A 25,110-nucleotide genomic window follows, 5' to 3' on the forward strand; every position below is an offset into this window, starting at 1 on the left:
TGTCCGGGACCCGACCCGCCCCACCCCCGGGCAGGTGCCGCCACGTCGTGGTCACCGGCCGGTCATCGACCAGCCGCCGCGCGACGAGTGGGCCCGGCGTGGCCCTCAGTGGAAGTCGCGGGAGGTGGACGGCACCCGCAGGATGAGCGGCTGGAGCCGGTCCGCCTGGAGGGTGACCACTCCGTTGGCGTTCTCCACCACCCCCCGCACCAGCATCGCGGGACTGGTCACCGCGACCTTCCGGTACCGGGACCACAGCCCGGGTGAGCACACCACGTTGACCATCCCGCTCTCGTCCTCCAGGTTCAGGAAGGTCACCCCGCCGGCCGTCGCGGGCCGTTGCCGGTGGGTCACCGCCCCGCCCACCAGCACGCGGGTCCCGGACTCCACGTCCGACAACCCGCCGGTCGGCAGCGCGCCCAGCCCGGTCAGGTGTTCGCGGACGAACTGGACCGGGTAGCTGTCCGGGGACACCCCGGTCGCCCACACGTCGGCGACGGCCAGGTCGACCTCGTCCATCCCCGGCAGCGCTGGCGCGTCCACCCCGCCGGCCAGCCCGGGCAACTGGCCCGGGCGTTCGCCCGCCGCCGCCCCCGCCGACCACAACGCCTGCCGGCGGTCCACCCCGAAGCAGCCCGCCGCCCCCGACGTCGCCAGGGCCTCCAGTTGGGGGGCCGTCAGCCGCACCCGCCTCCCCAGGTCGGTCAGGGAACGGTAGGGGCCGTGGGCGTCCCGTTCCGCGTGGATCCGTTCCGCCAGTTCCTGCCCGATGGTCCGCACCGAGGCGAGCCCGAGGCGGACGGCGGGCCCCTGTGCCGGCCCGGTGGTCGGGTCCGGGCCGGCTCCCCCGGTGCTGGGCTCCGCTCCCCGGCGCCCTCCCTCCAGGGAGGCGTGCGGGAGGCTGGCGTTGATGTCCGGCCCCAACACCCGCACCCCGTGCCGGCGGGCGTCGGCCACCAGGGACTGCGGCGAGTAGAAACCCATGGGTTGGGCCCGTAGCAGGGCCGCGCAGAACGCCGCCGGGTAGTACAGCTTGAACCAGGCGCTGGCGAAGACGAGGTGCGCGAAGCTCAACGAGTGGCTCTCGGGGAAACCGAAGTTGGCGAAGGCGAGCAGTCGCTGGTAGATCCGCTCGGCGAGTTCCCCGGTGATCCCGTTGACGGCCATGCCCTCGAAGAGCCGGTCGCGGAGCCTGGCCATCCTGGCTTCGGACCGTTTCGCGCCCAACGCCCGCCGCAGCTCGTCCGCCTCGGCGGCGGAGAACCCCGCCACGTCCACCGCGATCCGCATCAGCTGTTCCTGGAACAGGGGAACCCCCAAGGTCTTGCGCAGGGCTGGTTCCAGCAGCGGATGTTCGTAGTCCCAGTCCTCCTCGCCGTTGCGACGGCGGATGTAGGGGTGCACCGAACCGCCCTGGATCGGTCCCGGCCGGATCAACGCCACCTCGACGACGAGGTCGTAGAACTCCCGGGGTCGCAGGCGGGGCAGCGTCGCCATCTGCGCCCGGCTCTCCACCTGGAAGACCCCGACCGAGTCGGCCCGGCACAGCATGTCGTAGACGGCGGGGTCCGCCAGGTCCAGGGCCCCCAGGTCGACCCGAACCCCGTGGTGGGCCTCGACCAGGTCGATCGCGTAGTGCAACGCGGAGAGCATGCCGAGGCCGAGCAGGTCGAACTTGACCAGCCCGACGGCGGCGCAGTCGTCCTTGTCCCACTGGAGCACCGTCCGGTCCGCCATGCTCGCCCACTCCACCGGGCACACCTCCCCCACCGGCCGGTCGCAGATGACCATGCCGCCGGAGTGGATGCCGAGGTGGCGGGGGAACCCCTCCAGCTGGGTGGCCAGGTCGAGCACCCGTTCGGGCAAGTCGGTCTCCCGAGCCGCGTCGCGGACCGAACCCCACCGGTCGAGCTGTTTGCTCCAGGCGTCCTGCTGCCCGGGGGAGAAACCCAGCGCGCGGGCCGAATCCCGGACGGCGGACCGCACCCGGTAGGTGATGACGTTGGCCACCTGCGCGGCGTGCCGTCGGCCGTACCGGCGGTAGACGTACTGGATGACCTCCTCGCGGCGGTCGGACTCGATGTCCAGGTCGATGTCGGGCGGCCCCTCCCGTTCCGGGGAGAGGAAACGTTCGAACAGCAGCTGGTAGCGGACGGCGTCCACATTGGTGATACCCAGCGCGTAGCAGACCGCCGAGGTCGCGGCGGACCCCCGGCCCTGGCAGAGGATGTCGTTGTCCCGGCAGAACGAGACGATGTCGTGGACCACGAGGAAGTACCCGGGGAACCCGAGCGTGGCGATCACGCCGAGTTCGTGCTCGATCTGGCGGTACGCCTCCGGCGCCTCCCGCCTGGTGCCGAACCTGCGCGCCGCTCCCCTGTGGACCAGTTCCCGGAGCCAGCTGTCCTCGTCGTGGCCGGGCGGCACGTCGAACGGGGGCAACCGGGGGGCGACGAGGCTCAGGTCGAAGGCGGACTCGGCGGCCAGCTCGGCGGCGCCACGCACGACCCAGGGGTACCGGGCGAACCGGGCGGCCATCTCCGCCCCGGACCGCAGGTGCGCGGTGCCGGCGGGGGGCAGCCAGCCGTCCATCTCGTCGAGGGTCCGCCGGGCGCGGATCGCCGCCGTGGCGGCGGCCAACGGCCACCGGGACGGGGTGGCGTAGTGCACCGCGTTGGTGGCCACCGCCCGCAGGCCACGCCGCTCGGCCAGCGAGACCAGGGCGTCGTTGTGGGCGGTGTCGGCCGGGCCACCGTGGTCGAACAGTTCGACGGCGACCCGGTCGGCGCCGAAGAGTTCGGCCAGCCTCCCCAGTTCCCGGTCGGCCGCCGGGACGCCCTCCCCGGTCAGGGCGGACCGGACCGAGCCCTTCCTGCACCCGGTGAGCACGGTCCAGTGGCCGCCGGCGGCCTCGGCCAGCTGGTCGAGGTCGTAGACCGGTCGCCCCTTCCGCCCGCCGGCCAGGTGGGCTTCGGTGATGGCCGAGGACAACCGCCGGTACCCCTCGGGGCCGTTGGCCAGCACCAACAGGTGCTGGCCGTCGGGATCGGGCACACCGCCGCCGGGTTGGGTGAGCCCCAGGCTGAGTTCCGCCCCGAAGACGGTGCGCAACCCGGCGGCGGCCGCCGCCTCGGCGAACCGCACCACCCCGTACAGACCGTCGTGGTCGGTGACGGCCAACGCCTCCAACCCGAGCCTGACGGCTTCCGCCACCAGTTCCTCCGGGTGGCTGGCGCCGTCGAGGAAGCTGAAGTTCGAGTGGCAGTGCAGCTCGGCGTAGGGGTGGGGGACGGCCGACCGGGTGGGCGGGCGCTCCCGTTCCACCCGGGGGTGCCGGCGTGCCCGGGCCGGATCGTCTCGCCCGTCCGGGGCCAGCTCGTCCTCGGTGAACCTGCCGGACAGGCGCCGTTCCAGCTCCGGCCACGGCATCGGTGGGTTGTGCCAGCTCATCCTCGTCCTCCTCCCTCGATCCGTTCCGCACGCCGGGCGTCAGCCCCGGCCACTCGCAGTCCCGGGTGCCCGCTCCCCCTTGACCGGGCACCCGGGCACGTCCGGCCCTAGGCGGGCACGTCCCGCCGTCGGAAACCCGCCATCCCGGCGAGCAGCGACACCAGGGCCAGCCCGGTGAGCCAGACCAGGGGAGCCAGGGCCAGCTCAACGGCCGGCAGTGCCGGGACGTGGCTGAACGGCGAGAGGTCGGCCGCCGCCGCCGGCAGGTTCAGCAACGGTCCGAGCAGCCCGACCAGGAGCGCGTACGCCACCACCAGCCAGGCCAGGCCGAGCGCCTTCGGGGCCAGCCCGAGGAGGAGGGCCGCTACCCCCGCGATGAGCAGGACCGCCGGCAGGAAGGCCAGCGCGGCCCCCAGCAGCGCTGGTACCAGTCCGGCGTCACCGGTGACGACGGCCGAGGACACCCCGGTGCCGAGTCCGGCCAGGGCCAGGAGAACCACGCAGTTCAGCGCACTCACCGCCAGGCCAGCTCCCAGCCACCGCCACCGGGAGACCGGCGCGGCGAGCAGCGGCTCCAGCCGCCCCGAGGTCTCCTCCGCGCGCAGCCGCAGCACCGAGGACACCGCGTAGGCGCCCACCGCCATCGCCAGGTAGCCGAGCATCGCCGCGAGGAACCCGTCGACGAGGTCGTCGCCGCCCCCGGCCATGACGGTCCTGGCGAGCAGTTCGTTGTCCACCAGCGCCTCTGCCACGGAGTCGGTCAACGCCCCGAAGGCCAGGCCGCCGAGGAGCACCGCGACGCCCCAGGCGGTCAGGCCGGCCCGGTGCAGTCGGAAGGTGAGGGCGAACGGCCCCGCCAGCAGCGGGTGCCCGGCGGCGCGGCCCGGCCGGGGGCGCACCAGTCCCGCCCCCACGTCCCGGCGGCCGAGCAGCAGGAAGGCGAGGGCGGTGGTGAGGACCGCCAGCCCCAGGCACAGCGCCAGCGGCCACCACCGGAGGTCGACGAAGACCCGGGTGGCCTGCGCCCACCCCAGGGGGGAGAGCCAGGTCAGCGGGCTGCCGCTCTCCAGCTCGGTGACATCGCCGACGGCCCGGAGGGCGAAGGAGACACCGAGGAAGGCCATCGCCAGGCCGGTCGAGGCCCTGGCGTGCTCGCTGAGCTGCGCCGTGAGCGCGGCGACACCGGCGAAGACGAGCCCGACGGCGGCGACCCCGGCGCCGAAGGCCAGGGAGTCGACCGCGCCCAGGCCACCCGCGGTCAGCCCCACCGTGAGGAGCAGCCCGACCGCGAGGTTGGCGACCACGGCGCTGATCAGGGCCGAGGTGAGCCCGGCCCGCCGGCCCACGACGTTGGCCCGCACGAGTTCGGCCCGCCCGGTCTCCTCCTCGGTCCTGGTGTGCCGCACCACCAGCAGGATGCTCATGATCGCAGCGGCGACCACGGCGAGCAGGCCGATCTCGTTGGCGACCATCGCTCCGTAGGTGTAGTCGTCCAGCCCGTACCCCGGTCCGCTCATCACCACCGCCGCCGGGCCGCGGATCAGCTCGGCGCGGAGTTGCCGGTCCTCCTGGGTGGGCATCAGGTCCTCCAACGCGGGGAGGAAGGACGCCGGCAGGACGCCGAGCACGAGGGCCCACACGAGGATCCGGACGCGGTCCAACCGCAGGGTGAACCGGGTCAGCGTCGAGGTGCCGACGAACGCGCCGACCTGGGTGCGGGGAGACCGGCCGGCGGCCAGTACCGCTCCGGTGCTCATCGACGGCCTCCTCCGGCGAGGGCGGCCTCGTCGCCGTAGTGCCGCAGGAACAGCTCCTCCAACGAGGGTGGGCTGCTGACGAGACTGCGGATGCCGAGCCCCGCCAGATGTCGCATCACCCGGTCGAGGTCGTCGTTGTCGACGTCGAACACGAGCGTGCCCGAGCGCTCCCGCAGGTCGTGCACTCCGCTGAGGGCGGCCACCGAGGTGCCGTCGTGTTCGGTGGCCACCGTGATCGAGGTCCTGGTCAGGTGGCGGAGTTCGGTGAGCGTCCCGCTCCGCACGGTCCGACCGGCCCTGATGATCGTCACCGTGTCGCAGAGCTTCTCGACCTCGGCGAGGATGTGGCTGGAGAGGAGCACGGTCCGCCCCTCGGCCTTGGCCTCGGCGACGCACTGCTGGAAGACGACCTCCATCAGCGGGTCCAGACCGGAGGTCGGCTCGTCGAGGACGAGCAGTTCGGCGTCGGAGGCCAACGCGGCCACCAGCGCCACCTTCTGCCGGTTGCCCTTGGAGTAGGTCCGCCCCTTCTTGGTCGGGTCCAGTTCGAACCGTTCGACCAGCGCGGCGCGGCGTCGGGGGTCGACGCCGCCCCGCAGCCGGCAGAACAGGTCGATCGCCTCTCCCCCGGTCAGGCCGGGCCAGAGGTTCACGTCACCGGGGACGTAGGCGATGCGGCGGTGCAGTTCGACGGCGTCGGCCCACGGGTCGGCGCCGAGCACCCGGACCCGGCCGGAGTCGGCGCGCAGCAGCCCGAGCAGGACCCGGATGGTGGTGGACTTGCCGGCCCCGTTGGGGCCGAGGAAGCCGGCCACCTCGCCGGGGCGGACCGTCATCTCCAGTTCGTCGAGGGCCCGCACGGCCCCGAAGGACTTGCTGAGCCGGTGGATGTCGATGGCGGTGGTCATGGCGTCACCCTGTTCTCCGCTGGTTCTGGTCGTGGGCGCCCGAGGGCCGCGCCGGAGTTCGGGCGCTGACGTGGTCCTGGCGCGGGGGGAGGCGGGAAGCGGTCCGTCCGGCCCGGCCGGGTGTTCTCACCCGGCACCGGCACCGGGTTCGCCCCCGCCGTCGGTGGCCGTTTTGTCCCGTTCGTTGGGGAAGGCGGACAGGTAGGAGTCGAGGAACGTCCGGTTGGCGAACAACCCCTCGGTGTAGACCTCCAGGGACGGCAGCGTGGACCACGCGGCGAAGTCCCGGAACACCTCGCCGATGTCGACGTCCGGTCCTCGAAGGTTGGCCTCCAGCAGGAGCATCCCGACCCCGGAGAGCGTCAGGAACCGCGCTCTGGCGGCGGGGTCCCTGCTGGGCGGGATGATGCCCGCCTCGACGCCGGCGGCCACGTACTCCTCGGCGTCCTGGACCATCTGGTCGAAGAACTGGCTCGCCAGGCCCCCGCCCACCGCCAGGCTGCGGACGATGTAGGCGGCGGTCGGCGCGTAGTCGTCGACCATGGCGAGGTTCGAGAGCAGGTGCGTCCCCGACGCCCCGGTCTCGACCGCGGTGGACTTGGCCTCCCGCACCACTCGGAGGACGTACCGGTCGCACTCCTCCCGCAGGCCGTCCTTGGAACCGAAGTGGTGGACCACCAACGCGGGGCTGACCCCCGCCTCGGTGGCGATCGCCCGGACTCCCACCCCGAAGCCGGAGCGCCCGAACAACCGGATCGCCGTGTCCCGGATCCGTGCCCTGGTGGTGAGGTCCTCCGGTGGCACCTGGCCACGTTTCGAGTGCTCACCCGATGTGCCTGAACGCATGTTCAGTAGACTAACCACATGTTCAGCCCGTGCGCGAACCCCGGTCGCCGTCCCTCCCGACACGAGGGTGGCCAGCCCCGGCTCACTCGTACCGCCCCTCGACGAACCAGGAACCACCCGACCTGACCAGGAGGAACGCCTCCTGGTCCTCCCCGGCCCCCTGGTCGTTCGACGACCCCGCGCCATTCCCCGCCGGCGCGAGGGTGACGAGCTGGAGCCGGGCCTCCCGACCACCGTCGGCGGACCACCACCGCTGCTCCACCGGCCACGGGCCGGCCCATCCCACGACCTCGCGTTCCCGCTCCCCCTCGACCACCAGCACGGCGGGCGCTCCGGTCAGGACGTACCTCCCCGTCACTCCGACCGGCTCGCCGCCCTCGGCGCGGAGCCCGGCCGGCGTCGGAGGCACCGGCACCACCGTCGGCGAGGGCGGCGGAAGCCGCCCGGGCCAGGGGGCACCCGGATCATGACGGGGTTCGAGCGGATCGCCCCACGGAACGAGACGCACCCTCTCGGCCGGTCCGCGTCCGCCACCGAGCACCGCCGCCAGCACACCGTCCGGCCCCACCATCCCCCGCACCCGGACCAGCGCCCGCTCCGCCCGCTCGTCGAGCTGCCGGCTCCCACCCCCGACATCCCACAACTCACGGGGGAACTCCCCGGCGGGGGACGTCTCGTCCGGGGCCAGCCGCAACAGCCGCACGCCGGCGGTGGGGCGCTCCCCGGGTGGAGCGCGCAACCAGCCGTCCAGCTGCCAGCGGACCCGATCAGCGGTACCGGCCACCGTGAGGGGCTCCGCGCAGCGCCACGTCCTGGTCAGTTCCTCGCCGTTCTCGGTGACCGCGGTGATGGCCAGCCGGGTGCAGGCCAGCCCGTGGGCGGTCAAGCCGAGGTGCAACCGCTCCGCCAACGTCCTGGCGACGAAGGCCGCGGTGTCCACCCGGTCCACCGGCGGGTCCAGTTCCTCCTCGATGGCGAGGTCCGCCGGTGGTCGCCTCGGCGAGGGTGGCCGTTCCTCCTGCCCCCTGGCCAGCCGGTGGACACGCGTCGCCTCCACACCGAACCGCGAGGAGACCCGGTCGGACGGGAGTGCCGCGAAGTCACCGACGGTGCGCAGGCCCAGCCGGCGCAGCAGGTCCACCAACGCGGTCCAGGAACCGTCCGACCCGACCCCGGTCAGCTCGGTGACCCTGGCCAGTTCGGCGATGGGCAGCGGCGCGAGGAAGCTCCCGCTCTCCCCCACCGGCACCACCGTGCCGCGCCGGGCCGCCAGCGCGGCGGCGAACAGCCCGTCGGCCACTCCCACCTGGCACTCCAGGCCGGTGTCGATCGCCACCGCGTCGACGATCCGCTCACCCGCCCGGTCCTCACCCCCGAAGTAGGAGGCCGGGCCGCTGACGGGCAGGGTGAGCAGGCCGGGGCGCACCACCTCCACCCCGACCGCCACCCGCTCGACGGCCACCGCCACCGCCTCGAACTCCCGGGCGTCCCGGCCCTGGTCGTCGGCGACCACGACCAGGTCGGCGCACCGCGCCTGCGCCTCCCGCCGCCGGAGCCCCCGGCGGATCCCGGCGGCCCTGGCGGCCGACGAACAGGCCCGCACCCGGTTCGCGGAGAACACCGCGACCGGGTCCAGCGGGGACAGCCCCAGATCCCGTGCGGCGGCCACCACCGGCCAGTCCGGGCACCACAGCACGAGCAGCCGAGGCGGAGCGTCAGAACGGCGACGGCCGCCTCCCGGCGGAACGCCAGGGCGGTCCCCTGGGGACCCATCGCCAGCCCGGGCGCGAGAACCCACCCCGGCGCCGGCCACACCGGCCGGCGGCGCACCTCCCAGTGACGCCGCCCCGGGCGGGGGACCGGAATCCTCGCTCCCCTGGCCGGAGTCGGCCGCCGAGGGCGCTCCCCCGGGACCAGCACCGTCCGGCACCGCACCGCCCCCCCGCTCGGGGTGCCGCCCACCGGCTCCGGCAGCCACCCCCGGGTCCTCGACTCCACTCGGGGGTGACGTCGGCGAACGCCGGGAGCCTCGCGCCCCCGAGCCGCCGGGGAGGGCGGGTGGGGCCACACCGCCCACCCGGGACCACTCGGCCGCGGTGGAGGGGGCGGGACCACCCGCCGGGTGGTCCCGTCGTCCGCCCAGCCCACCCAGGGCCTGGTCACACACCGGTCCGCCCCGTTCCCGGGCCGACGACCCGGGCCTGGCCGCCCGCCCACTGGCCGCCCCCGGCCAGGAGGAGCTCCGCGTCCTCGCTCCCGGCGAGGACGCGGCTCACACCCGGGACATCGGCGTTCCGGCCGGCCGCGTCCTCCGGGGTGGACGAACCGGCCGGCAACGTCAGGCGAACCCGTCGGGGTCTCGCCGCGGCACCCCGACCCCTCGCCCGCACGGACACCGTTCGCTCCAGGAGACGACCATCGCCCCGCCCCGGCCCCTGCCAGGTCGCCTCCGCGCAGCTCAGTTCGAGGTCGGCTCCCGGCCAGGGCTCCCGCCCCACCACCGGGAGCAACACGGCCGACCGCTGGCGTGCCCTGGCGCTCAACCGCCGGAGCCGGGTCTCCCCCACACCCGCGAAACCCGCGACCACCACCAGCTCGATGCCGTCCAGCAACGCGCCCACCACACCGGGCAGGTCGGGCCCGGGGTCAGGGACCAGCGGCATCCGGCGCACGGCCACCCCCGCCTCGGCGGCGGCCAGCACTCCGACGGACGGCATCCCGACCACCGCGGCCCAGGAGCCAGCGGTCGTCGCCTCGGCGAGCAGCGACAGGAGCAGCGCGGTGGACCCGCGCACCGCCACCGTGCTGCCCCTGCGCAGACCACCCCACGGAAGCAGGGCGGCCAGTTCCGTTCGCACCGGCAACACACGCGGAGCCCCCGGACCAGCGCCCACGGCCATCCCCGACGCCGTGGCCACCCCGTCCATCGCGCTCAACGAGGCCACTGATGCGGCGACCACCAGCATCCCCTTCCGTGCCGGGCGACTGTCTCCACCAGACGGACACGACTGGTGGGCGGCCGAGCTGGTGCTCCGGCCGCGAGACCGCCACCGGGGGGAAGCCGGCGGACATGGGTCGGTGCACCCCACGACGGGCACCCCAACCAGTTGTTCGAACGCATGTTCGAACACGCTCCAGTAAACCCATTACCGGGGGAGACGTCAAGGGGCGCCCCCGACATCACTCGAGCGATACCGTGAACACCGGCCGGACCGCAGCGCCCAGGAGAAGGGGATCGTGACGTGAGCCAGCCGCCCCCACCACCGGAGAACCACGACAGGGCCGTCCCGCCACCCCGGGGAGCCATCGCGGTCCCCAGACCTGGCCGTCCTCGCGGCCGCCTCCGAGGAGCGGTCGCGCTGACCGGTGGCCTCGCGGTCCTGCTGGCCGGCGGCGGAGGCGTGGCCTGGTACCTCTCCCGTCCCGCCGAACCCGAAGCGGCCCCGATACCGCCCCCGACCTCCAGGGCGGCGCTGGACCACTGCGCCCTGGTCAGCGAGGAGTCGCTGCGAGCGGCGGGCACCCCCGACTTCCAGCCGTTCTCCCCTCCCGGGTCGAACGGCCCACCACCCGGCCAGTTGGTGGACGGCACGGCCTTCTGCTACTGGGGACCGCCGGTCGGCGCCACGGGAGGAGCCCCGGGGAACAGCCTCGCGGTCACCTTCGAGCGCCACCGGAGCGAGTCCCCCGGTAGGGCCGACGCGGAGGCCGCCGACTGGCTGGCACAACTCCGGCGGGACGGGCCGTCCGGCGAGGACGGGTTCCGGACGCTGCCCGATCTCGGGGACGAGGCCGTCATCCGCACGAGGACCCGGTACGACCAGGACGTCGAGGCCCATGCCGTCGCCCGGGCCGCCGACCTCGTCGTGCAGGTCGTCCACAGCGTCGGTCACCGACCGGACCAGGACGGCGCCGACGCCACCCACGCCAGCCGGATCGCCGAACACGTCGCCAGGGAGGTGCTGACCGCGCTCGCCAGCCGTTCGGGCTGAACACCCGGTCCCACGCGCGCCCTCCCCGGTGGCACCGGCATCCGGCCCACGGGGTGGAGGCCGGGCAGCGATGAACGTCGCGCTCACCCGTCCCTGGCCACTCGATCAGTGCCGTTCTCGGGGTTGACGACGCACCGGGCGAGCTGGCCCGCGAGCCACCCAGCTGTCCCTGTGACCGACCTCGTCAGGTCGCGACGTGCCCGTCCACCGGGTACCAACACTCCCGGGGTGCCATCACGCCTACCCGAATGGCCGGCGGGGCACGGTCGGCACGCCACCGGGAGCGCTGTCCCCACCGGGGGCACCGGTGACCTCCCGCCGGCGGCCCAGCGGGAGGCGTGCCGACGCGGCTGGTCGGAACCAGCTCACGCCCCGGGCTCAGTGGGCGAAGTGCCGGGTGCCGGTCAGGTAGAGCGTGACGCCGGCCCGCTCCGCGGCCGCGATCACCTGGGGGTCGCGCACGGATCCGCCCGGCTGGACCACCGCCCGGACCCCGGCCTCCAGCAGCACCTCCAGGCCGTCGGGGAACGGGAAGAAGGCGTCGGACGCCGCGACCGAACCCCGGGCCCGGTCCCCCGCCCTCGACACCGCCAGCCGGGCCGCGTCGACCCGGTTCACCTGCCCCATGCCGGCGCCGACGGTGGCGCCCTCGTTGGCGAGCAGGATCGCGTTGGACTTCACCGCCCGGCAGGCCCGCCAGACGAAGGCGAGGTCGGCCAGCGTGGCCCCGTCGGCGGGCGCACCGGTCGCCAGGGTCCAGTTCGCCGGGTCGTCGCCGTCCGCGTCGATCGCGTCCGAGGTCTGCACGAGCAGACCCCCGGAGACGGCCCTGGTCTCCAGGCCGCCCCGCGTCGGAGCGCCCGCCACCAGGATGCGGATGTTCTTCTTCCCCGCGAGGACCTCGACGGCACCCTCCTCGTAACCGGGGGCCACCACGACCTCGGTGAAGATGTCGGCCACCTGCTCGGCCATCTCGACGGTGACCGGCCGGTTCACCGCGATGACCCCGCCGTAGGCGCTCACCGGGTCGCAGGCGTGCGCCTTGCGGTGCGCGTCGGCCACCGCGGCCGCCCCCGCCAGTTCGGACACCGCGATGCCACACGGGTTGGCGTGCTTGATGATCGCGACGCAGGGCGACTCGTGGTCGTGGGCCGCCCGCCAGGCGGCGTCCGCGTCCACGTAGTTGTTGTACGACATCTCCTTGCCGTGCAGCTGCTCCGCCGTGGCCAGCCCCTCGGCGCCCCCGGTGGCGTAGAGCGCCGCCCGCTGGTGCGGGTTCTCGCCGTAGCGCAGCACGGCCGCCCGGTTCCAGGTCTGCCCGGTCCACCCGGGAAAACCACTGCCCTCGTCGTCGGGGGCGAGTTCGCCGCCCATCCACGAGGCGACCGCCGTGTCGTAGGACGCGGTGTGGCGGAACGCGTCGACGGCCAGCGCCCGCCGCTCCGCCAGGGAGGTTCCGCCCGCGCGAACCCGCTCCAACAGCCAGTCGTACCGCGAGGGGTCCACCACCACCGTCACGTTGGCGTGGTTCTTGGCGGAGGCGCGCAGCATCGCCGGTCCCCCGATGTCGATCTGCTCCACGCACTCCTCGGAGTCCGCGCCGGAGGCGACCGTCTCCCGGAACGGGTAGAGGTTGATCACCAACAGGTCGAAGGGCGCGATGCCCAGCCTGTCCAGCTGCTCCCGGTGCGACTCCCGGCGCACGTCGGCGAGCAGACCCGCGTGGACCCTCGGATGCAGGGTCTTGACCCGGCCGTCCAGGCACTCCGGGAAGCCCGTGAGCTTCTCCACCGGGGTCACCGGCACCCCGGCGTCGGCGATGCGGGCCGCCGTACCACCGGTGGAGACGATCTCCACGCCCGCCGCGTGCAGACCGGTGGCCAGTTCGAGCAGGCCGTGCTTGTCGGAGACCGCGACCAGCGCGCGGCGGATCGGCCGCCGGTCTGCGTCCTGGTCGGCGGTCTCGGTGTGGCCAGCGGTCACGGGATGTTCACCTCTCGTCCGGTCACGGTGCAGCCTTCCCGGGCCAGCCGGGCGACCGTGTCGACCAACAGCCGACGCTCCACCGTCTTGATTCGCTCGTGCAGGCTGTCCTCGGTGTCCCCCGGCAGCACCGGCACCGCCTCCTGGCCCACGATGGGGCCCGTGTCCACCCCGCCGTCGACCAGGTGCACGGTGGACCCGGTGACCTTGACCCCGTAGCGCAACGCGTCCGCGACGGCGTGCGCCCCGGGGAACGCCGGCAGCAGGGCGGGGTGGGTGTTGAGCACCCGTCCCTCGAACCGGCCGAGGAACCTGGGCCCGAGGATCTTCATGAAACCAGCCGAGACGACCAGGTCCGGCCGGTGGGCGTCCACCGCCTCCGTGAGCGCCGTGTCCCAGGCTTCCCGGTCCGGGTGGTCCCCCAGCCGGACGGTGAAGGTCGGGAGGCCGGCGCCCTCGGCACGAGCGAGCCCTCGGATGGCTGGGCGGTCAGCGCCCACCGCCGCGAGGGTCACCGGGAAGCCGGGGGTCCCGGTGGCGTCGATCAGGGCCTGCAACAGGCTGCCGGAACCCGACACCAGCACGACGACCCTGGCGGGCACCGGTAGTGCGAGCCGGACGGACGCGGGGTCGACATCCGAGTTGGGGGAGCTCAGCGTGTTCTCCTGATCGCTCGGCCGGAGGCGGGACAGTGAGCCGTCCCGGGCAGGGGTCGCGGCTGATCAGCGACGGTCGCCCACCCAGGAGGAGCGCCCCCAGCGTAGTAGCGGACCGTCCCGCGCCGGGCGTGAGGGGACCCCGGGCACGACGCGGAGAACCACCGGTCACTCCTCGTCCCCCCGGGGCCACACCGGCTCCCGCTCGCCCGGCCGGTTCGTCGCCCCGTCGCCGGCCGGCCCGGGGGGTGGGATCCGTGGGACGTCGTCCTCCGACTCGGCCGGAACCGGGGCAGGGGTTCGCGTCCCGCGCCCCCCGCCCGCCGCCCAGGACCAGGACTCCGCGCTCGTCCGCCAGCCGTCCGAGCCGGGGCGGTCGTCGTGGCCGTCGGCCTCGCGGGGAGCGGGCGGGCCGGGCTCCGCGCCGTGTCCCTCGCCGGGGAGGCTTTCGTCGGCCCGGGTGCCTGGGGTCGTCCTCGGACGACCGGCGCGGGAACGCCGCCCTGGCGCGCCCCGACCGCCGCCCGACGTCTCCCCGCGCCCGCCCCGCCCCCGTCGACCGCGGCCCTCCCGATTTCGGGGGCGGGGGGTGCCATCCCCTGGTTCCGGGACGGCGCCGCCGGGGACCCGGTCGGCCCGCGAGGGGGACCCGGACGACGAGGTGTCGACCACGGGGGCCTCCGGGGCCCGCCCGGCGTCCCCGGACCACCGAGGCCCGGGGACCGCCGAGGAAGCCGGATCCCGGACGTTCTGAGTGGCCTGGGCATCCCCGGGCCACTCGCCGCCAGTCCCGTCCGCCGCCGCGACCGTTCCACCGTGGACGCCTTCGTGCCCCGCCACCTGGTCCTCGACGGTCGCAGCCGGACCCGGCCCGTCGGCCTGGTCCTCGCGTTCCTCCCTCCGCTCATCCGGGGAAGCGCCGTCAGCCTCGTCATCCGACGCGTCGGCCACCTCCGCGTCGTCCGGCGGTGTCGGGTCGTCGGTGTCCCGGCCGGGGAGCCCGTCGTGGCCCTCGCCCGGCGTCGGGGCGCCCCCCGCCGGGCCGGTGACCGATGCCGAGGGGTCGGTCACCGAGTGGTCGGCATCCCCGGCGGCCGTCGAGGCGGGCCGACGGGGGCCGAGGAACCAGGCGAGGAGCGCGCCGGGCACGGCGACCCAGCAGAAGACCGCGCTGGCGAATTCGCCGGCGGGGACGCGCATCGCGCCGAAGGGCCCGTCGGCGAGTTGGCCACCCGCGAGCAACGCGGCCGCGAACGCTCCGGTCGCGGCGACGGCCGCTGACACCGCGACCGGCCGCAGCCGGGCGACGGGATCGGTGGCGTCGCCCCGGCATCGCCAGCCGACCAGCAGACCGCCGGCCAGGGGGCCGAGCACCACCGGCGCCCACGCCAGGTGCGGCCCCGTCCCGGGAACCGCCGCCAGCAGCGGGACGTCCGGGATGGACGCGGACTCCAGCCAGAACAACGACAGCTCGAGCTGGCCGAGCGACACCGGTACACCGGTGCAGAAGGCGGCGACGGCCAGGAGCATGTTCGGGAGGTAGGCGAGGGAGAGCAACAGGAGGCCCAGCGCCGCACCCGCGCCTCCCTCGGTGGTGAACAGCTCGGCGGTGCGCCCTGCCGCGAACCCGAGGGCGACGACGAGGACGGCGGCGGCACCGGCCGCCACTGCCGAGAGCGCGAGGGCCGCGCCCCGGAAGCCGAGGGTGACGTGGGCCTCCGCTTCGGTGAACAGCCGGCGGTGCCAGCCGTCGACGACGGCGGTGCCCACCAGCGCGCCCGCTCCCGCCAGCAGACCGGGATGGAGCGTGGCGGTGAGGACCGAGACCACCACCGGCCCCGAGCCGGATGTGAGGCTGAGGGCGAGAGCCACCGTCGAGTGCGCCAGCGCGGTCGATCCGACGATCCACCACACCGCGCGACCCGCGCCACCAACCCGCCGGCAGGCGGCCCCCGCCGCCGAGGCGACCAACGCGACCAGCAGGGCGGTCGGCAGGAGCGGCAGCATTCCCAGCGGGTGGTCGGCGATGAGGAGCGGCACCTGGAAGGCCGCCAGCCAGCCGGCACCGGCCGCGCCCAGCACCGACGGCAGCGACAGCTCCGGCGCGCCGGCCAGCGAGAGCACCAGGGCGATGACGGCGGCGACCCCGAGGTAGCCGAGCACCAGACACCCGCTCGTGGCGGCGAACACGATCCGGACCCGTTCCCACCGCCCGGCGGGCTTCGCCGCCTCCGGGGTGGTGGCCTGATCGTCCTCGGAGCGTCGGGCGCGAGCCGTCTGCATCGTGATCATGTCTGCCAGACTGACAGAGAAGGTGCTCCGATCAGCCCAACGAGACTAGCTCTTTCGGGTGAGAAAAACGGCGGGCCGAGGCCCGCCGTTCCCCTGGTCACGTTGTTCGGTTGTCGTCCGGCCGTCCTGGTGGTCCACCGGTCCCCGCGTCGGTGGACGTCGTCGGCCAGGCCTGGGGCGTCAGGCCCCGCTGCCGCCGGGGGGAGTCCCGGGCTGGCCGTACTGGCCGGGCTGCTGCGGCTGCTGGCCGTACTGGCCGGGGGCCTGGCCGTACTGGCCCGGCTGGCCGTACTGCCCGGGGGCCTGGCCGTACTGCTGCTCCTGCCCGTACTGACCGGGCTGGGGCTGCCCCTGCTGCGGGAACCCGCCGCTGGCCGGGTTCCAGCCACCCTGCGGGTAGGCGGGCTTCGGCGTCAGCTTGATGATCTTCTGCTCCAGCAGCCACGCCACGACCAGGGTCGCGGCCTGGAGCAGTCCGACGATGAGGGCGATGACCGGGACGGCCTCCATGTCCCCGGGACGGTGCACGATGACCTGGAGGTAGGTGAGGGCACCCAGCACGGAGAGGAGGGCCGCCGGCAGCAGCAGCCGGCCCATGTCCGGCAGCAGGGTGAGGGCCGCGAGCACACCGGCGAGCAGCATCGCGGTCAGCGACGCGCCCGTGCCGGTGATGTCCAGGTAGACGCCACCCAGGTCCTCAGCGAAGGCGAGCAGGTAGACGACCAGGGCCAGACCGGCCCCGGCGAGGGTGAGGACGAGTTGGAGGTTGAGCCCTCCGCTTGTGGGGGCCGGGCCTCCGGCCTGCGGGGGCTGGGCACCGTACGGGGCGGACATGGCGGGGTCTCCTCCACTAGGACGTGAACCGGCTGATCGGCTCCAAACGCTAACCGATACCGGGCTTGGACGGACCGATGCCCGGTCGCGTTCCACACGAAGAGCAGAGTGGGGCCGGTCTCCGCCCCGCGGAGTCCGGCCCCACTCTGCTCCCGGTGACCGCCCGGTCACCGGCGTTCACGCGCTCAGCCGAGGTTCTGGAACACCTCGCGTGCGAGCTGCGCGGTCTCGCTCGGGGTCTTGCCGACCCGCACGCCCACGGCCTCCAGCGCCTCCTGCTTGGCGGCGGCGGTGCCCGCCGAGCCGGAGACGATGGCACCGGCGTGCCCCATCGTCTTGCCCTCGGGGGCGGTGAAGCCCGCGACGTAGCCCACCACCGGCTTGGTGATGTTCTCCTTGATGTAGGCGGCGGCCCGCTCCTCGGCGTCCCCGCCGATCTCACCGATGAGCACGATGAGGTCGGTCTCCGGGTCCTCCTGGAAGGCGGCCAGCGCGTCGATGTGCGTCGTCCCGATGACCGGGTCGCCGCCGATGCCGACGGCCGTGGAGAAGCCGATGTCCCGCAGCTCGTACATCATCTGGTAGGTCAGCGTGCCCGACTTGGACACCAGACCGATCCGGCCGGGGCCGGTGATGTCGGCGGGGATGATGCCGGCGTTCGACTTGCCGGGGGAGATGACGCCGGGGCAGTTCGGGCCGACGATCCGGGTCTTGCCGCCGGTGGCGACGGCGTGCGCCCAGAAGGCGGCGGTGTCGTGCACCGGGATGCCCTCAGTGATCACCACGGCGAGGCCGATTCCGGCGTCGATCGCCTCGAACACCGCGGACTTGGCGAACTTCGGCGGAACGAAGATCACCGTCACGTCAGCGCCGGTGGCCTCCATCGCCTCGGCGACCGTCGCGAAGACCGGCAGCGCCTGACCGTCGAACTCGACCTTCTGCCCAGCCTTGCGGGGGTTCACGCCGCCCACGATCTGGGTACCGGCGGCGAGCATCCGACGGGTGTGCTTGCTGCCCTCGGACCCGGTGATCCCCTGGACGATGACCTTGCTGTTCTCGTTGAGGAAGATAGCCATCTCTGGTCTCACGCCCCCTGCGCGGCGAGTTCGGCGGCCTTGTCCGCCGCCTCATCCATGGTCTTCACCTGGACCAGCCCGGGCAGCGCCGCCTCGGTGAGGATGCGCCGGCCCTCCTCGGCGTTGTTACCGTCGAGGCGGACGACGATCGGCCGGGTCACGGCCTCCCCCCGGCTCTCCAGCAGCTGGAAGGCGCTGACGATGCCGTTGGCCACCGCGTCGCAGGCGGTGATGCCGCCGAAGACGTTGACGAACACGGACTTCACGTCGGCGTCGGAGAGGATGATCTCCAGGCCGTTCGCCATCACCTCGGCGGAGGCACCGCCACCGATGTCGAGGAAGTTGGCCGGCTTGGCGCCCCCGTGCCGCTCGCCCGCGTAGGCGACGACGTCCAGGGTCGACATGACGAGGCCGGCGCCGTTGCCGATGATGCCGACCTGGCCGTCCAACTTGACGTAGTTGAGGTCCTTGGCCTTGGCCGCGGCCTCCAGCGGGTCCTCGGCGCCCTTGTCGACGAGGTCCGCGTGCGCCTCGTGGCGGAAGGCGGCGTTGTCGTCCAACGTCACCTTGCCGTCGAGCGCGATGATCTTGCCCTGCGGGTCGCGGACCAGCGGGTTGACCTCGACCAGCGTCGCGTCCTCACCGACGAAGCCGTCCCACAGCTTCACGATGACGTCGGCGACCTGGTCGGCGACCTCGGCCGGGAAGTTGGCGGCCTTGACGATCTCCTGGGCCTTGGCCAGGTCGACGCCGTTGATGGCGTCGACGGGCACCTTGGCCAGCGCCTCGGGCTTGGTGGCCGCGACCTCCTCGATGTCCATGCCGCCCTCGACGGAGGCCATGGCGAGGAAGGTGCGGTTGGCACGGTCCAGCAGGAAGGAGAAGTAGTACTCCTCCGCGATGTCCGAGGCTGGGGTCACCAGCACCCGGCGGACGACGTGCCCCTTGATGTCGAGGCCGAGGATGCCCTCGGCCTTCTCCTGGGTTTCGTCGGGGTTGTCGGCGAGCTTGACGCCACCGGCCTTGCCACGCCCACCGGTCTTCACCTGGGCTTTGACGACGACGGGGACGCCGAGTTCCTCGGCGGCGGCCCTGGCCTCGTCGGCAGTGGCGGCCACGGCGCCCGGCAACACCGGCACACCATAGTTAGCGAAGATGTCCTTCGCTTGGTATTCGTACAGGTCCACTCGAGTCTCCTGCGACGTCGGTGTCGGACTCAGCAGACCCTAGCGACCTGCGGGGACGCACGGGAAATCGCTGGCGGTGAGGTCAATCACGGCAGTGAGACGCATCGCACCGCCGGCCGGGGAGAGGGCGTCCGCGTCGTCTGACCGCCGGCTCCGCGCGGACGCGGACAGCCCCCGGCCCGAGGTCACGCACCGGCCCCCTGGGCCACGTTCCCGCGCACCCAGTCGACGATCTCGTGCGTGGGCGCTCCCGGGGTGAAGATCCGGGCGACGCCGAGTTCGGCCAGCCTCGGCAGGTCCTCGTCGGGGATGATCCCGCCGCCGAACACGACGACGTCCTCGGCACCCTGTTCCCGCAACAGCTCGATGACCCTGGCGAACAACGTCATGTGGGCACCGGAGAGCACCGAGAGCCCCACCGCGTCCGCGTCCTCCTGCAGGACGGTCGCCACCACCTGCTCCGGGGTCTGGTGCAGGCCGGTGTAGATGACCTCCATCCCCGCGTCCCGCAGTGCCCTGGCCACGACCTTGGCGCCGCGGTCGTGGCCATCAAGACCCGGCTTGGCGACGACGACTCGAATCCGACCGCTCACGGTTTCCTCCTGGGGCGCACACGGGCACAGGCGGTGGCCAGGATCGCTGGCGAACCGCTGTCGCCCACGGGACGACGTTGTCCTCGGGGTCATGTCACACGAACCGCCACCCACCGCGCGAGGTGTTCTCCATCACCATCCGCCACCATCCGCCGAGAGACTAACGGCTGCCCTGGAACGTCGCCGCGCCCCGCCGCGACCGGGCGGCGAGCACCGCGCCGACCACGAGGGACACCAGGCAGCACCCGGCCAGCCACAGCCCGGCCCCGGGAGCGCCGTCCGCCACCCTCGCCACCGTGAGCGGGAGTTCGAGCATCCGCAGCGCGAGGAGGGCGGCCGCTCCCAGCAGGAGCCCCACCGCCTGGCCCGGCCGGGAGAACGGCGCGAGCGCGGCGGCCACGACAACGGCGATCAGGACCACGACCAGGCCAAGCGAGGCCACCCGGAAGTCGTTCCACAGGCCGGCGGCCGCGAAGTCCCGACCGGTGAGCACCGGGAGCCCGAAGGCCCCGACCGACCAGAGCAACGTCATGGCCACCGGTACCGCCAGCACCTGGTTGACGGTGCGCTCGCTGAGGTCGACGTCGTCCCGTTCCCCCGCCCCGGCGACCAGGGCGAGCACGCCGGCGAGCACGGCCAGCGGAACCGAGGCCATCGACGCCCAGGCCCCCGCCCCGAGTTCGACGCCCGGGTAGTCCAGCGTCATGAGGACGGGCTCCAACGCGCTCGTCACGGCCAGCGGAACGGCTGTCCAGCCGACGACGAAGGCGGGGCGGACCGCGACCGACCAGCGGGGCACCAGCATCGCGACCGACAGCCCGACCACCAGGAGCCCAGCGGGAACCAGGAGCCGGGCGGGGTACTCGGGCGGCTGGTCGGCACCCGTCACGACGACCAGCTGCCGCCCGGTGGCGGCGAGGACCGCCGCGACACCGGCCGCCAGCCCCGCCAGTCCCGCCGCCCGCCGCAGCCGCGCGGAGCCGGGCAGCACCACGGTGTCCGCATCGGGGCGCCGCTCGCTGGGCCGGGCCGCGCGCAGACCGGTCACCAGCCCGAGCGCGGCCAGCAGGGCAGCGGCGAGCAACGCCACCACGGGCCCCCAGCCCGCGCGCAGGTCCGCGCCGAGCAGGCCAGCCAGCAACACGGGCACCTCGAACCACGCCAACGCGAGCGCGGCGCCCACCAGGCCGCCGAGCACGGACTCCCCGGAGGAGGAGGTGGCGGCGAAGGTCGCGGCCAGCACGACGGCGACCGCGACGACGACGAGGCCGAGGCGTTCCCAGCCCGCCCCCTCCAGCGCCCCGCTCGGGAGGAGGTAGGGCGTCTCGGACTCGAACGGTCGCGTGAGGACCCCCGCCGCGGCCGCGACCGAGACGCACAGCACCAGCGCCAGCAACCCGGGTGAGCCCGAGGTGGCGCGGTTCTCGCCGCCGAACCCGTCGACGAGCCGGGCCCCGCCGTCGCCGCCGGTCGGTTCGGACAGGGCGAGGAGCCCCGCCAGCAGGACGAGCAGTGAGCCCACGAGCGAGAGCACGAGCCCCACCGATGGCGAGACCGGGTCCAGGGTGTCCAGGAGGAACAGCTCCGGCCGCGCGGCCAGGGCAGGCTCGACGGCGACCTGCACGTCGAGGACCAGGCGGCCGAGGGCGACGAGGGCCGGCCCCAGCAGCACCCACCTGGCGGCCACCGGCCGCCCCCGGGTGATCAGCAGCAGGCCCACCGCCGGGGCGAGGAGGCCGACCAACGCCATCCACGGCCACGAGGCGTAGGCGGGAGCGTGGCCCCCGTCGGTGACCCCGACGACCGGCGCCAGTGCCACGAGCACCCCGCCCGCCGCGGCGACCACCAGTGCGACACGCAGCCTCATCAGTGTGCTGACCTCCCGTGCTGTCCACGTCGGCGGCGAGTCGGCTGCCGGCGGGCTCCGTGGTCCCCTCGGCGCCCAGCCCCACCGCGCCCGGCCGGTCCGGTTCTCCGGGCCGCCTCGGTCGATGTCGGGTGGCGGCGTCGTTTCCGGGCCCTTCCCGCGCCCGGGAGCGAGCCCTGGGTGAAGCTAACAAGGTCACGGGCTGAATCGCCGGAGCAGGCGGCCGTGTTGGTTGATCTTCCCGGATCGCCTGTCCGTCGCAGCGGGCGGCTACCGAGCGCGACGGGCCCGGCAGCGACGACCCCGGTGCCGGCCCCCGGCACCCGCCCATCCGAGCGCTGTCCACAGTGCCATCACGACCGTCGCTGACCTGCAAGGAAGTGACGAATTCAGTGGCACATCAGGAAAATTCGCCACCACTTCCCCTCGTTCGGGTGACATATATCACGTTTCACCCCGAGGTCCCGCCCGATCGACGCACCAGTACCGGCCATCCGAGCGACGGTTACTCCACTCGCCGTAAGAAAACCGGCGCCGTCGCCCCACCGTTCGACCCAGGGGTTCCATACCGAGAACGGTGATCACGCAAATGTCAACGGCACTGCCGGTGACAACTTGGAAGCCAGTGACCCCGGTCACCGATCCCGTGGTCCATTCGGGGCCCCAGGGATTTGCCCTTAGGGGTCGGCCCCCGTTACTGTCCCCCGGTCCGTTGTCACGGTCTGGTCACGAACAGGACGCGTCGCTGGTTACCCCGACCCGCGAACCGGGATCCCCCGCCCGGTGCCTCGACCAGACTCCCCGAAGACGGAAGGGCAGGCATTGGCTCGACACCGCTCACCTGGCGGCGCAAGCTCCCAGGTCGTTGAGGACGCGCTCGAAGGCGAACCCTCCAATCGGCCGAAGGGAGCGCACCGGCTTCCCCCGCCGCCGTCCGCGCTTCGCGGTCGCATCATGGTGGCCGCCGTGGCCGCCGGCGCATTCGTCGCCGCGGGCCAGACGATGCAGTTGCACCAACCAGACGGCAACAACCACGAGTCCACGGCGGACGGAGTCGTACCGCTGGCGGCGGCCGGCGGAGCGGCCGCCGCGGGACACCACCAGCAGTTCACCGGAGTTGGCGGTACCGCACCGGCCCCCGAGGTGCTCCCCGTCACCCGCACCTCGGACCAGTCGGACGAGGTCAACAACATCGTCAAGAGCCAGCAGATCGAGCAGGAGATCGCGGCGTACGAAGCCGAGCTGGCCCGCCCCAAGTTCTGGCTGCCGGCCGAGGGCCGCTACACCTCGGGGTTCGGCGCCCGCTGGGGCACCACCCACTACGGCATCGACGTCGCCAACGCCATCGGCACCCCGATCCGCGCCGCGCACGACGGCACCGTGATCGAGGCCGGGCCGGCGAGCGGCTTCGGCCTCTGGGTGCGCGTGCAGGCCGACGACGGCACCATCACCGTCTACGGCCACATCAACACCTACTCGGTCTACCCCGGGCAGAAGGTCAAGGCGGGCGAGCAGATCGCCGAGATGGGCAATCGGGGCTTCTCCACCGGCCCGCACCTCCACTTCGAGGTCTGGGACCCGGCGGGACGGAAGATCAACCCCGAGCCGTGGCTGAACGAGCGCGGCCTCTACCTCTGAGCCCCGCTTCCGCCGGCGCGCCACCACGGGCGCGCCGGTGCGGACCACGAGCGGCGGGCCGGCCGCCTGGGCGCCCGAGCCACTGAGGGAGCCACGAGAAGCGGGCCGCGACCCGCCACCAGGTCCGCCCGGACTCGCCGTCCCGGCGCCCCCGGCGCCACCACCGAGCGAGCCGGTGCCGAGCGAACGGCCTCGTCCGGGCGAGCCGGACGGGCACCCCCGAACCGCCCGGCGACCCGGAGGCGCGGCGCTCCGCCACTCACACCGGCGGACGCGGGGTACAGGCCCCGCGTGCCGGCCGCGGGACCCCCGACGCCCCACGACCGACACCGGAGCCGTCGCCGACGCGCTGGACGCTTCCCCGATGTCGAGCGCCAGCGGACCCCGATCCGCCGCCACCCACATCCACCACGCCGACGACCGAACACCCGCATCCCGTTCCTGGCCACTCGCTTACCCAAGCAACGCACAGTCAACCCGGGGCCCCCGACACAAATCGAACAGAGGTTCGAGGGCGGCACCCAATTCACCCGAAAAGAGCAGCCGCCGGGGCTGCCCCCACGCCCGGGTCCGGTATCCGGGGGTCGCCGGTCAGCTCCCGGTGCCGGCGGCCCCGTGCCGGCGCGAGGCGTCGTCCTGGCCGGACGACGCCTCGCCGGACGGCGGGGTGGGCCTCGCCGTCTCCCCCTGCTCGTCCAGGCCGTCGACCAGTCGTCGGTGCCCCCGCAGGACGGCCCACAGCGCGAGCGCCAGACCGAGTTGGAGCACCCCGCTCCCCAGGTAGAGGGCTCGCACGCCGAACTGGGCCGCCGCCACCCCGCCCAGCAACGCGCCGACCGGGAGCATCCCCCAGACCAGGGTGCGCCAGGCGCCCTGCACCCGGCCGAACATCTCCTGCGGGATGAGTGCCTGCCGCAACACCATCGTCGTCACGTTGAACACCGTCACGGCGGCGGCACCCACGAGCAGCCCCACGGCCAAGGTCGCCGGCACCACCACCAGCCCGGTGATGGCGAAGGCGCACCCGCTCACCAGGATGGTGAGCGGGATGATCCTGCTGCGGGAGATCCCGCGCACCAGGCGCTCCGAGAGCAGGCCCCCCACCAGACCGCCGGCCCCGGCACCCACCAGGAAGAACCCGAGGGCCGCCTCCCCCAGCGCCAGTTCCTCCAGCACGTACAGCACCAGCAGGGCCATGACGGCTTCCTGCGCCATCCCGACCAGGCTGACCAGCACCATGAGGGACCGGAGGAACCGGTGCCGCCACAGCCAGCGCAGGCCCTCGCCGATCTCCCGCCGCAGGTTCGCGCGCGGAGCCGCCCCGGTCGCGGCCACACCCGCCCCCTCCCCGCGCACCCGGTAGACACCGGGCACGAGGAAGAGCAGTACCGCGGCGATGAGGAAGCCCGCCGAGTTCGCCAGGAAGGGGCCCGCCGCGGCCACCACGAAGAGCGCACTGCCCACCGGCGCGCCCAGGAAGCTCTGGCAGGCGATCTCGGACGCCTCCAGCCGCCCGTTGCCCGCCTCCAGCTGATCCCGCCGAACCACCTGCGGCAGGATGGCCCTGGCCGCGCTGTCGTACAGCGTCTCGGCGGTGCCGAGCAGGAAGGCCGCGACGTAGAGCATCCAGATCCGCGCCTCGCCCGCCAGCACCGACGCGGCGAGCGCCCCCACCACGACCGCCCGGAACAGGTTGGCGGAGATCATCACCCGCCTGCGGTCCAGGCGGTCAACCAGAGCGCCGCTGACCAGCGCGAACAACAGCCACGGCAGGAACGCGAACGTGGTGAAGCTCGCGATGAGCACCGGGTCCCTGGTCAGGGTCGCGGCCAGCAGCGGGAAACCCACCCGGCCGATGCCGTCCCCGAGGTTGGAGATCGTGCTCGACGCGAACAGGCTCCAGAACCGGCCGCCCAGGCCGCTCCGACGTGTCAGCACGCCGCCGGCCCAGCCCACCCGGCCGAGGAGGACGGCGGTCCGGACCGGTGAACGGGTGCTCGGACCGTGGGCGTCGCGGTGGCGGCAGGAGCA

17 protein-coding genes are annotated in these 25,110 nt (G+C 73.8%); 2 read left to right on the forward strand and 15 right to left on the reverse strand.

From position 1 onward, the window contains the following. Positions 1–105 precede the first annotated feature (105 nt). The 6 genes from ACOJVX_RS22825 to ACOJVX_RS22850 form a co-directional block, all read right to left on the reverse strand. A complete protein-coding gene (locus ACOJVX_RS22825; protein ID WP_418152927.1) occupies positions 106–3,450 on the reverse strand; it encodes an error-prone DNA polymerase in 3,345 nt (1,114 codons plus the stop codon). Positions 3,451–3,557: 107 nt separating this feature from the next. After that, positions 3,558–5,207, reverse strand: coding sequence for an ABC transporter permease (locus tag ACOJVX_RS22830; protein ID WP_422647083.1), 1,650 nt, complete (start codon positions 5,205–5,207; stop codon positions 3,558–3,560). Then, positions 5,204–6,115 (reverse strand): ABC transporter ATP-binding protein, encoded by a 912-nt coding sequence (locus tag ACOJVX_RS22835; protein ID WP_026419447.1) that lies wholly within the window; start codon positions 6,113–6,115, stop codon positions 5,204–5,206. The genes ACOJVX_RS22830 and ACOJVX_RS22835 overlap by 4 nt, the downstream gene beginning before the upstream one ends. A 126-nt stretch (positions 6,116–6,241) precedes the next feature. Then, positions 6,242–6,961, reverse strand: a complete 720-nt coding sequence (locus ACOJVX_RS22840; RefSeq protein ID WP_030104413.1) for a TetR/AcrR family transcriptional regulator — start codon at positions 6,959–6,961, stop codon at positions 6,242–6,244. A gap of 82 nt (positions 6,962–7,043) precedes the next feature. After that, the gene (locus tag ACOJVX_RS22845; protein ID WP_422647084.1) at positions 7,044–8,630 is read right to left on the reverse strand and encodes a DNA polymerase Y family protein; all 1,587 of its coding nucleotides are present in this window, start codon (positions 8,628–8,630) and stop codon (positions 7,044–7,046) included. A 490-nt stretch (positions 8,631–9,120) separates the two neighbouring features. Continuing rightward, positions 9,121–9,927: a hypothetical protein gene (locus tag ACOJVX_RS22850; RefSeq protein WP_418152931.1), complete on the reverse strand. Its 807-nt coding sequence runs from the start codon at positions 9,925–9,927 to the stop codon at positions 9,121–9,123. 276 nt (positions 9,928–10,203) lie between these two features. Between ACOJVX_RS22850 and ACOJVX_RS22855 the strand changes: the two genes are divergently transcribed. Then, positions 10,204–10,953, forward strand: a complete 750-nt coding sequence (locus tag ACOJVX_RS22855) for a hypothetical protein (RefSeq protein ID WP_026419450.1) — start codon at positions 10,204–10,206, stop codon at positions 10,951–10,953. A 378-nt stretch (positions 10,954–11,331) separates the two neighbouring features. Here the strand turns inward: ACOJVX_RS22855 and purH are convergent, their stop codons facing one another. The 8 genes from purH to ACOJVX_RS22895 form a co-directional block, all read right to left on the reverse strand. Then, entirely contained in the window at positions 11,332–12,936 is a 1,605-nt protein-coding gene (gene purH / locus ACOJVX_RS22860) for a bifunctional phosphoribosylaminoimidazolecarboxamide formyltransferase/IMP cyclohydrolase (RefSeq protein ID WP_051712967.1), read from the reverse strand. Beyond that, positions 12,933–13,538, reverse strand: a complete 606-nt coding sequence (gene purN, locus ACOJVX_RS22865; RefSeq protein WP_026419452.1) for a phosphoribosylglycinamide formyltransferase — start codon at positions 13,536–13,538, stop codon at positions 12,933–12,935. The genes purH and purN overlap by 4 nt, the downstream gene beginning before the upstream one ends. A 222-nt stretch (positions 13,539–13,760) precedes the next feature. After that, the gene (locus ACOJVX_RS22870) at positions 13,761–15,884 is read right to left on the reverse strand and encodes a cell division protein PerM (RefSeq protein ID WP_422647085.1); all 2,124 of its coding nucleotides are present in this window, start codon (positions 15,882–15,884) and stop codon (positions 13,761–13,763) included. A 180-nt stretch (positions 15,885–16,064) separates the two neighbouring features. Further along, positions 16,065–16,718, reverse strand: a complete 654-nt coding sequence (locus ACOJVX_RS22875) for a DUF5336 domain-containing protein (protein ID WP_422647086.1) — start codon at positions 16,716–16,718, stop codon at positions 16,065–16,067. A gap of 185 nt (positions 16,719–16,903) precedes the next feature. Next, positions 16,904–17,794, reverse strand: coding sequence for a succinate--CoA ligase subunit alpha (sucD, locus tag ACOJVX_RS22880; RefSeq protein WP_026419454.1), 891 nt, complete (start codon positions 17,792–17,794; stop codon positions 16,904–16,906). 8 nt (positions 17,795–17,802) lie between these two features. Continuing rightward, positions 17,803–18,981: an ADP-forming succinate--CoA ligase subunit beta gene (gene sucC / locus ACOJVX_RS22885; RefSeq protein ID WP_030104420.1), complete on the reverse strand. Its 1,179-nt coding sequence runs from the start codon at positions 18,979–18,981 to the stop codon at positions 17,803–17,805. Positions 18,982–19,166: 185 nt separating this feature from the next. Next, on the reverse strand, positions 19,167–19,574 hold the full coding sequence (locus ACOJVX_RS22890; RefSeq protein ID WP_026419456.1) for a cobalamin B12-binding domain-containing protein: 408 nt from the start codon (positions 19,572–19,574) through the stop codon (positions 19,167–19,169). Positions 19,575–19,734: 160 nt separating this feature from the next. After that, positions 19,735–21,441: a hypothetical protein gene (locus ACOJVX_RS22895; protein WP_051314117.1), complete on the reverse strand. Its 1,707-nt coding sequence runs from the start codon at positions 21,439–21,441 to the stop codon at positions 19,735–19,737. Between the two features lie 954 nt (positions 21,442–22,395). On the opposite strand from ACOJVX_RS22895, the gene ACOJVX_RS22900 reads away from it, so the two are divergent. Beyond that, positions 22,396–23,079, forward strand: coding sequence for a M23 family metallopeptidase (locus ACOJVX_RS22900; protein WP_026419457.1), 684 nt, complete (start codon positions 22,396–22,398; stop codon positions 23,077–23,079). 591 nt (positions 23,080–23,670) lie between these two features. On the opposite strand, the gene ACOJVX_RS22905 is transcribed toward ACOJVX_RS22900, so the two are convergent. Then, positions 23,671–25,017, reverse strand: coding sequence for an MFS transporter (locus ACOJVX_RS22905; protein ID WP_211237564.1), 1,347 nt, complete (start codon positions 25,015–25,017; stop codon positions 23,671–23,673). Positions 25,018–25,110: the final 93 nt, after the last annotated feature.

Source organism: Actinoalloteichus caeruleus (assembly GCF_049311605.1).
Classification (GTDB): Bacteria; Actinomycetota; Actinomycetes; order Mycobacteriales; family Pseudonocardiaceae; genus Actinoalloteichus_B; species Actinoalloteichus_B caeruleus.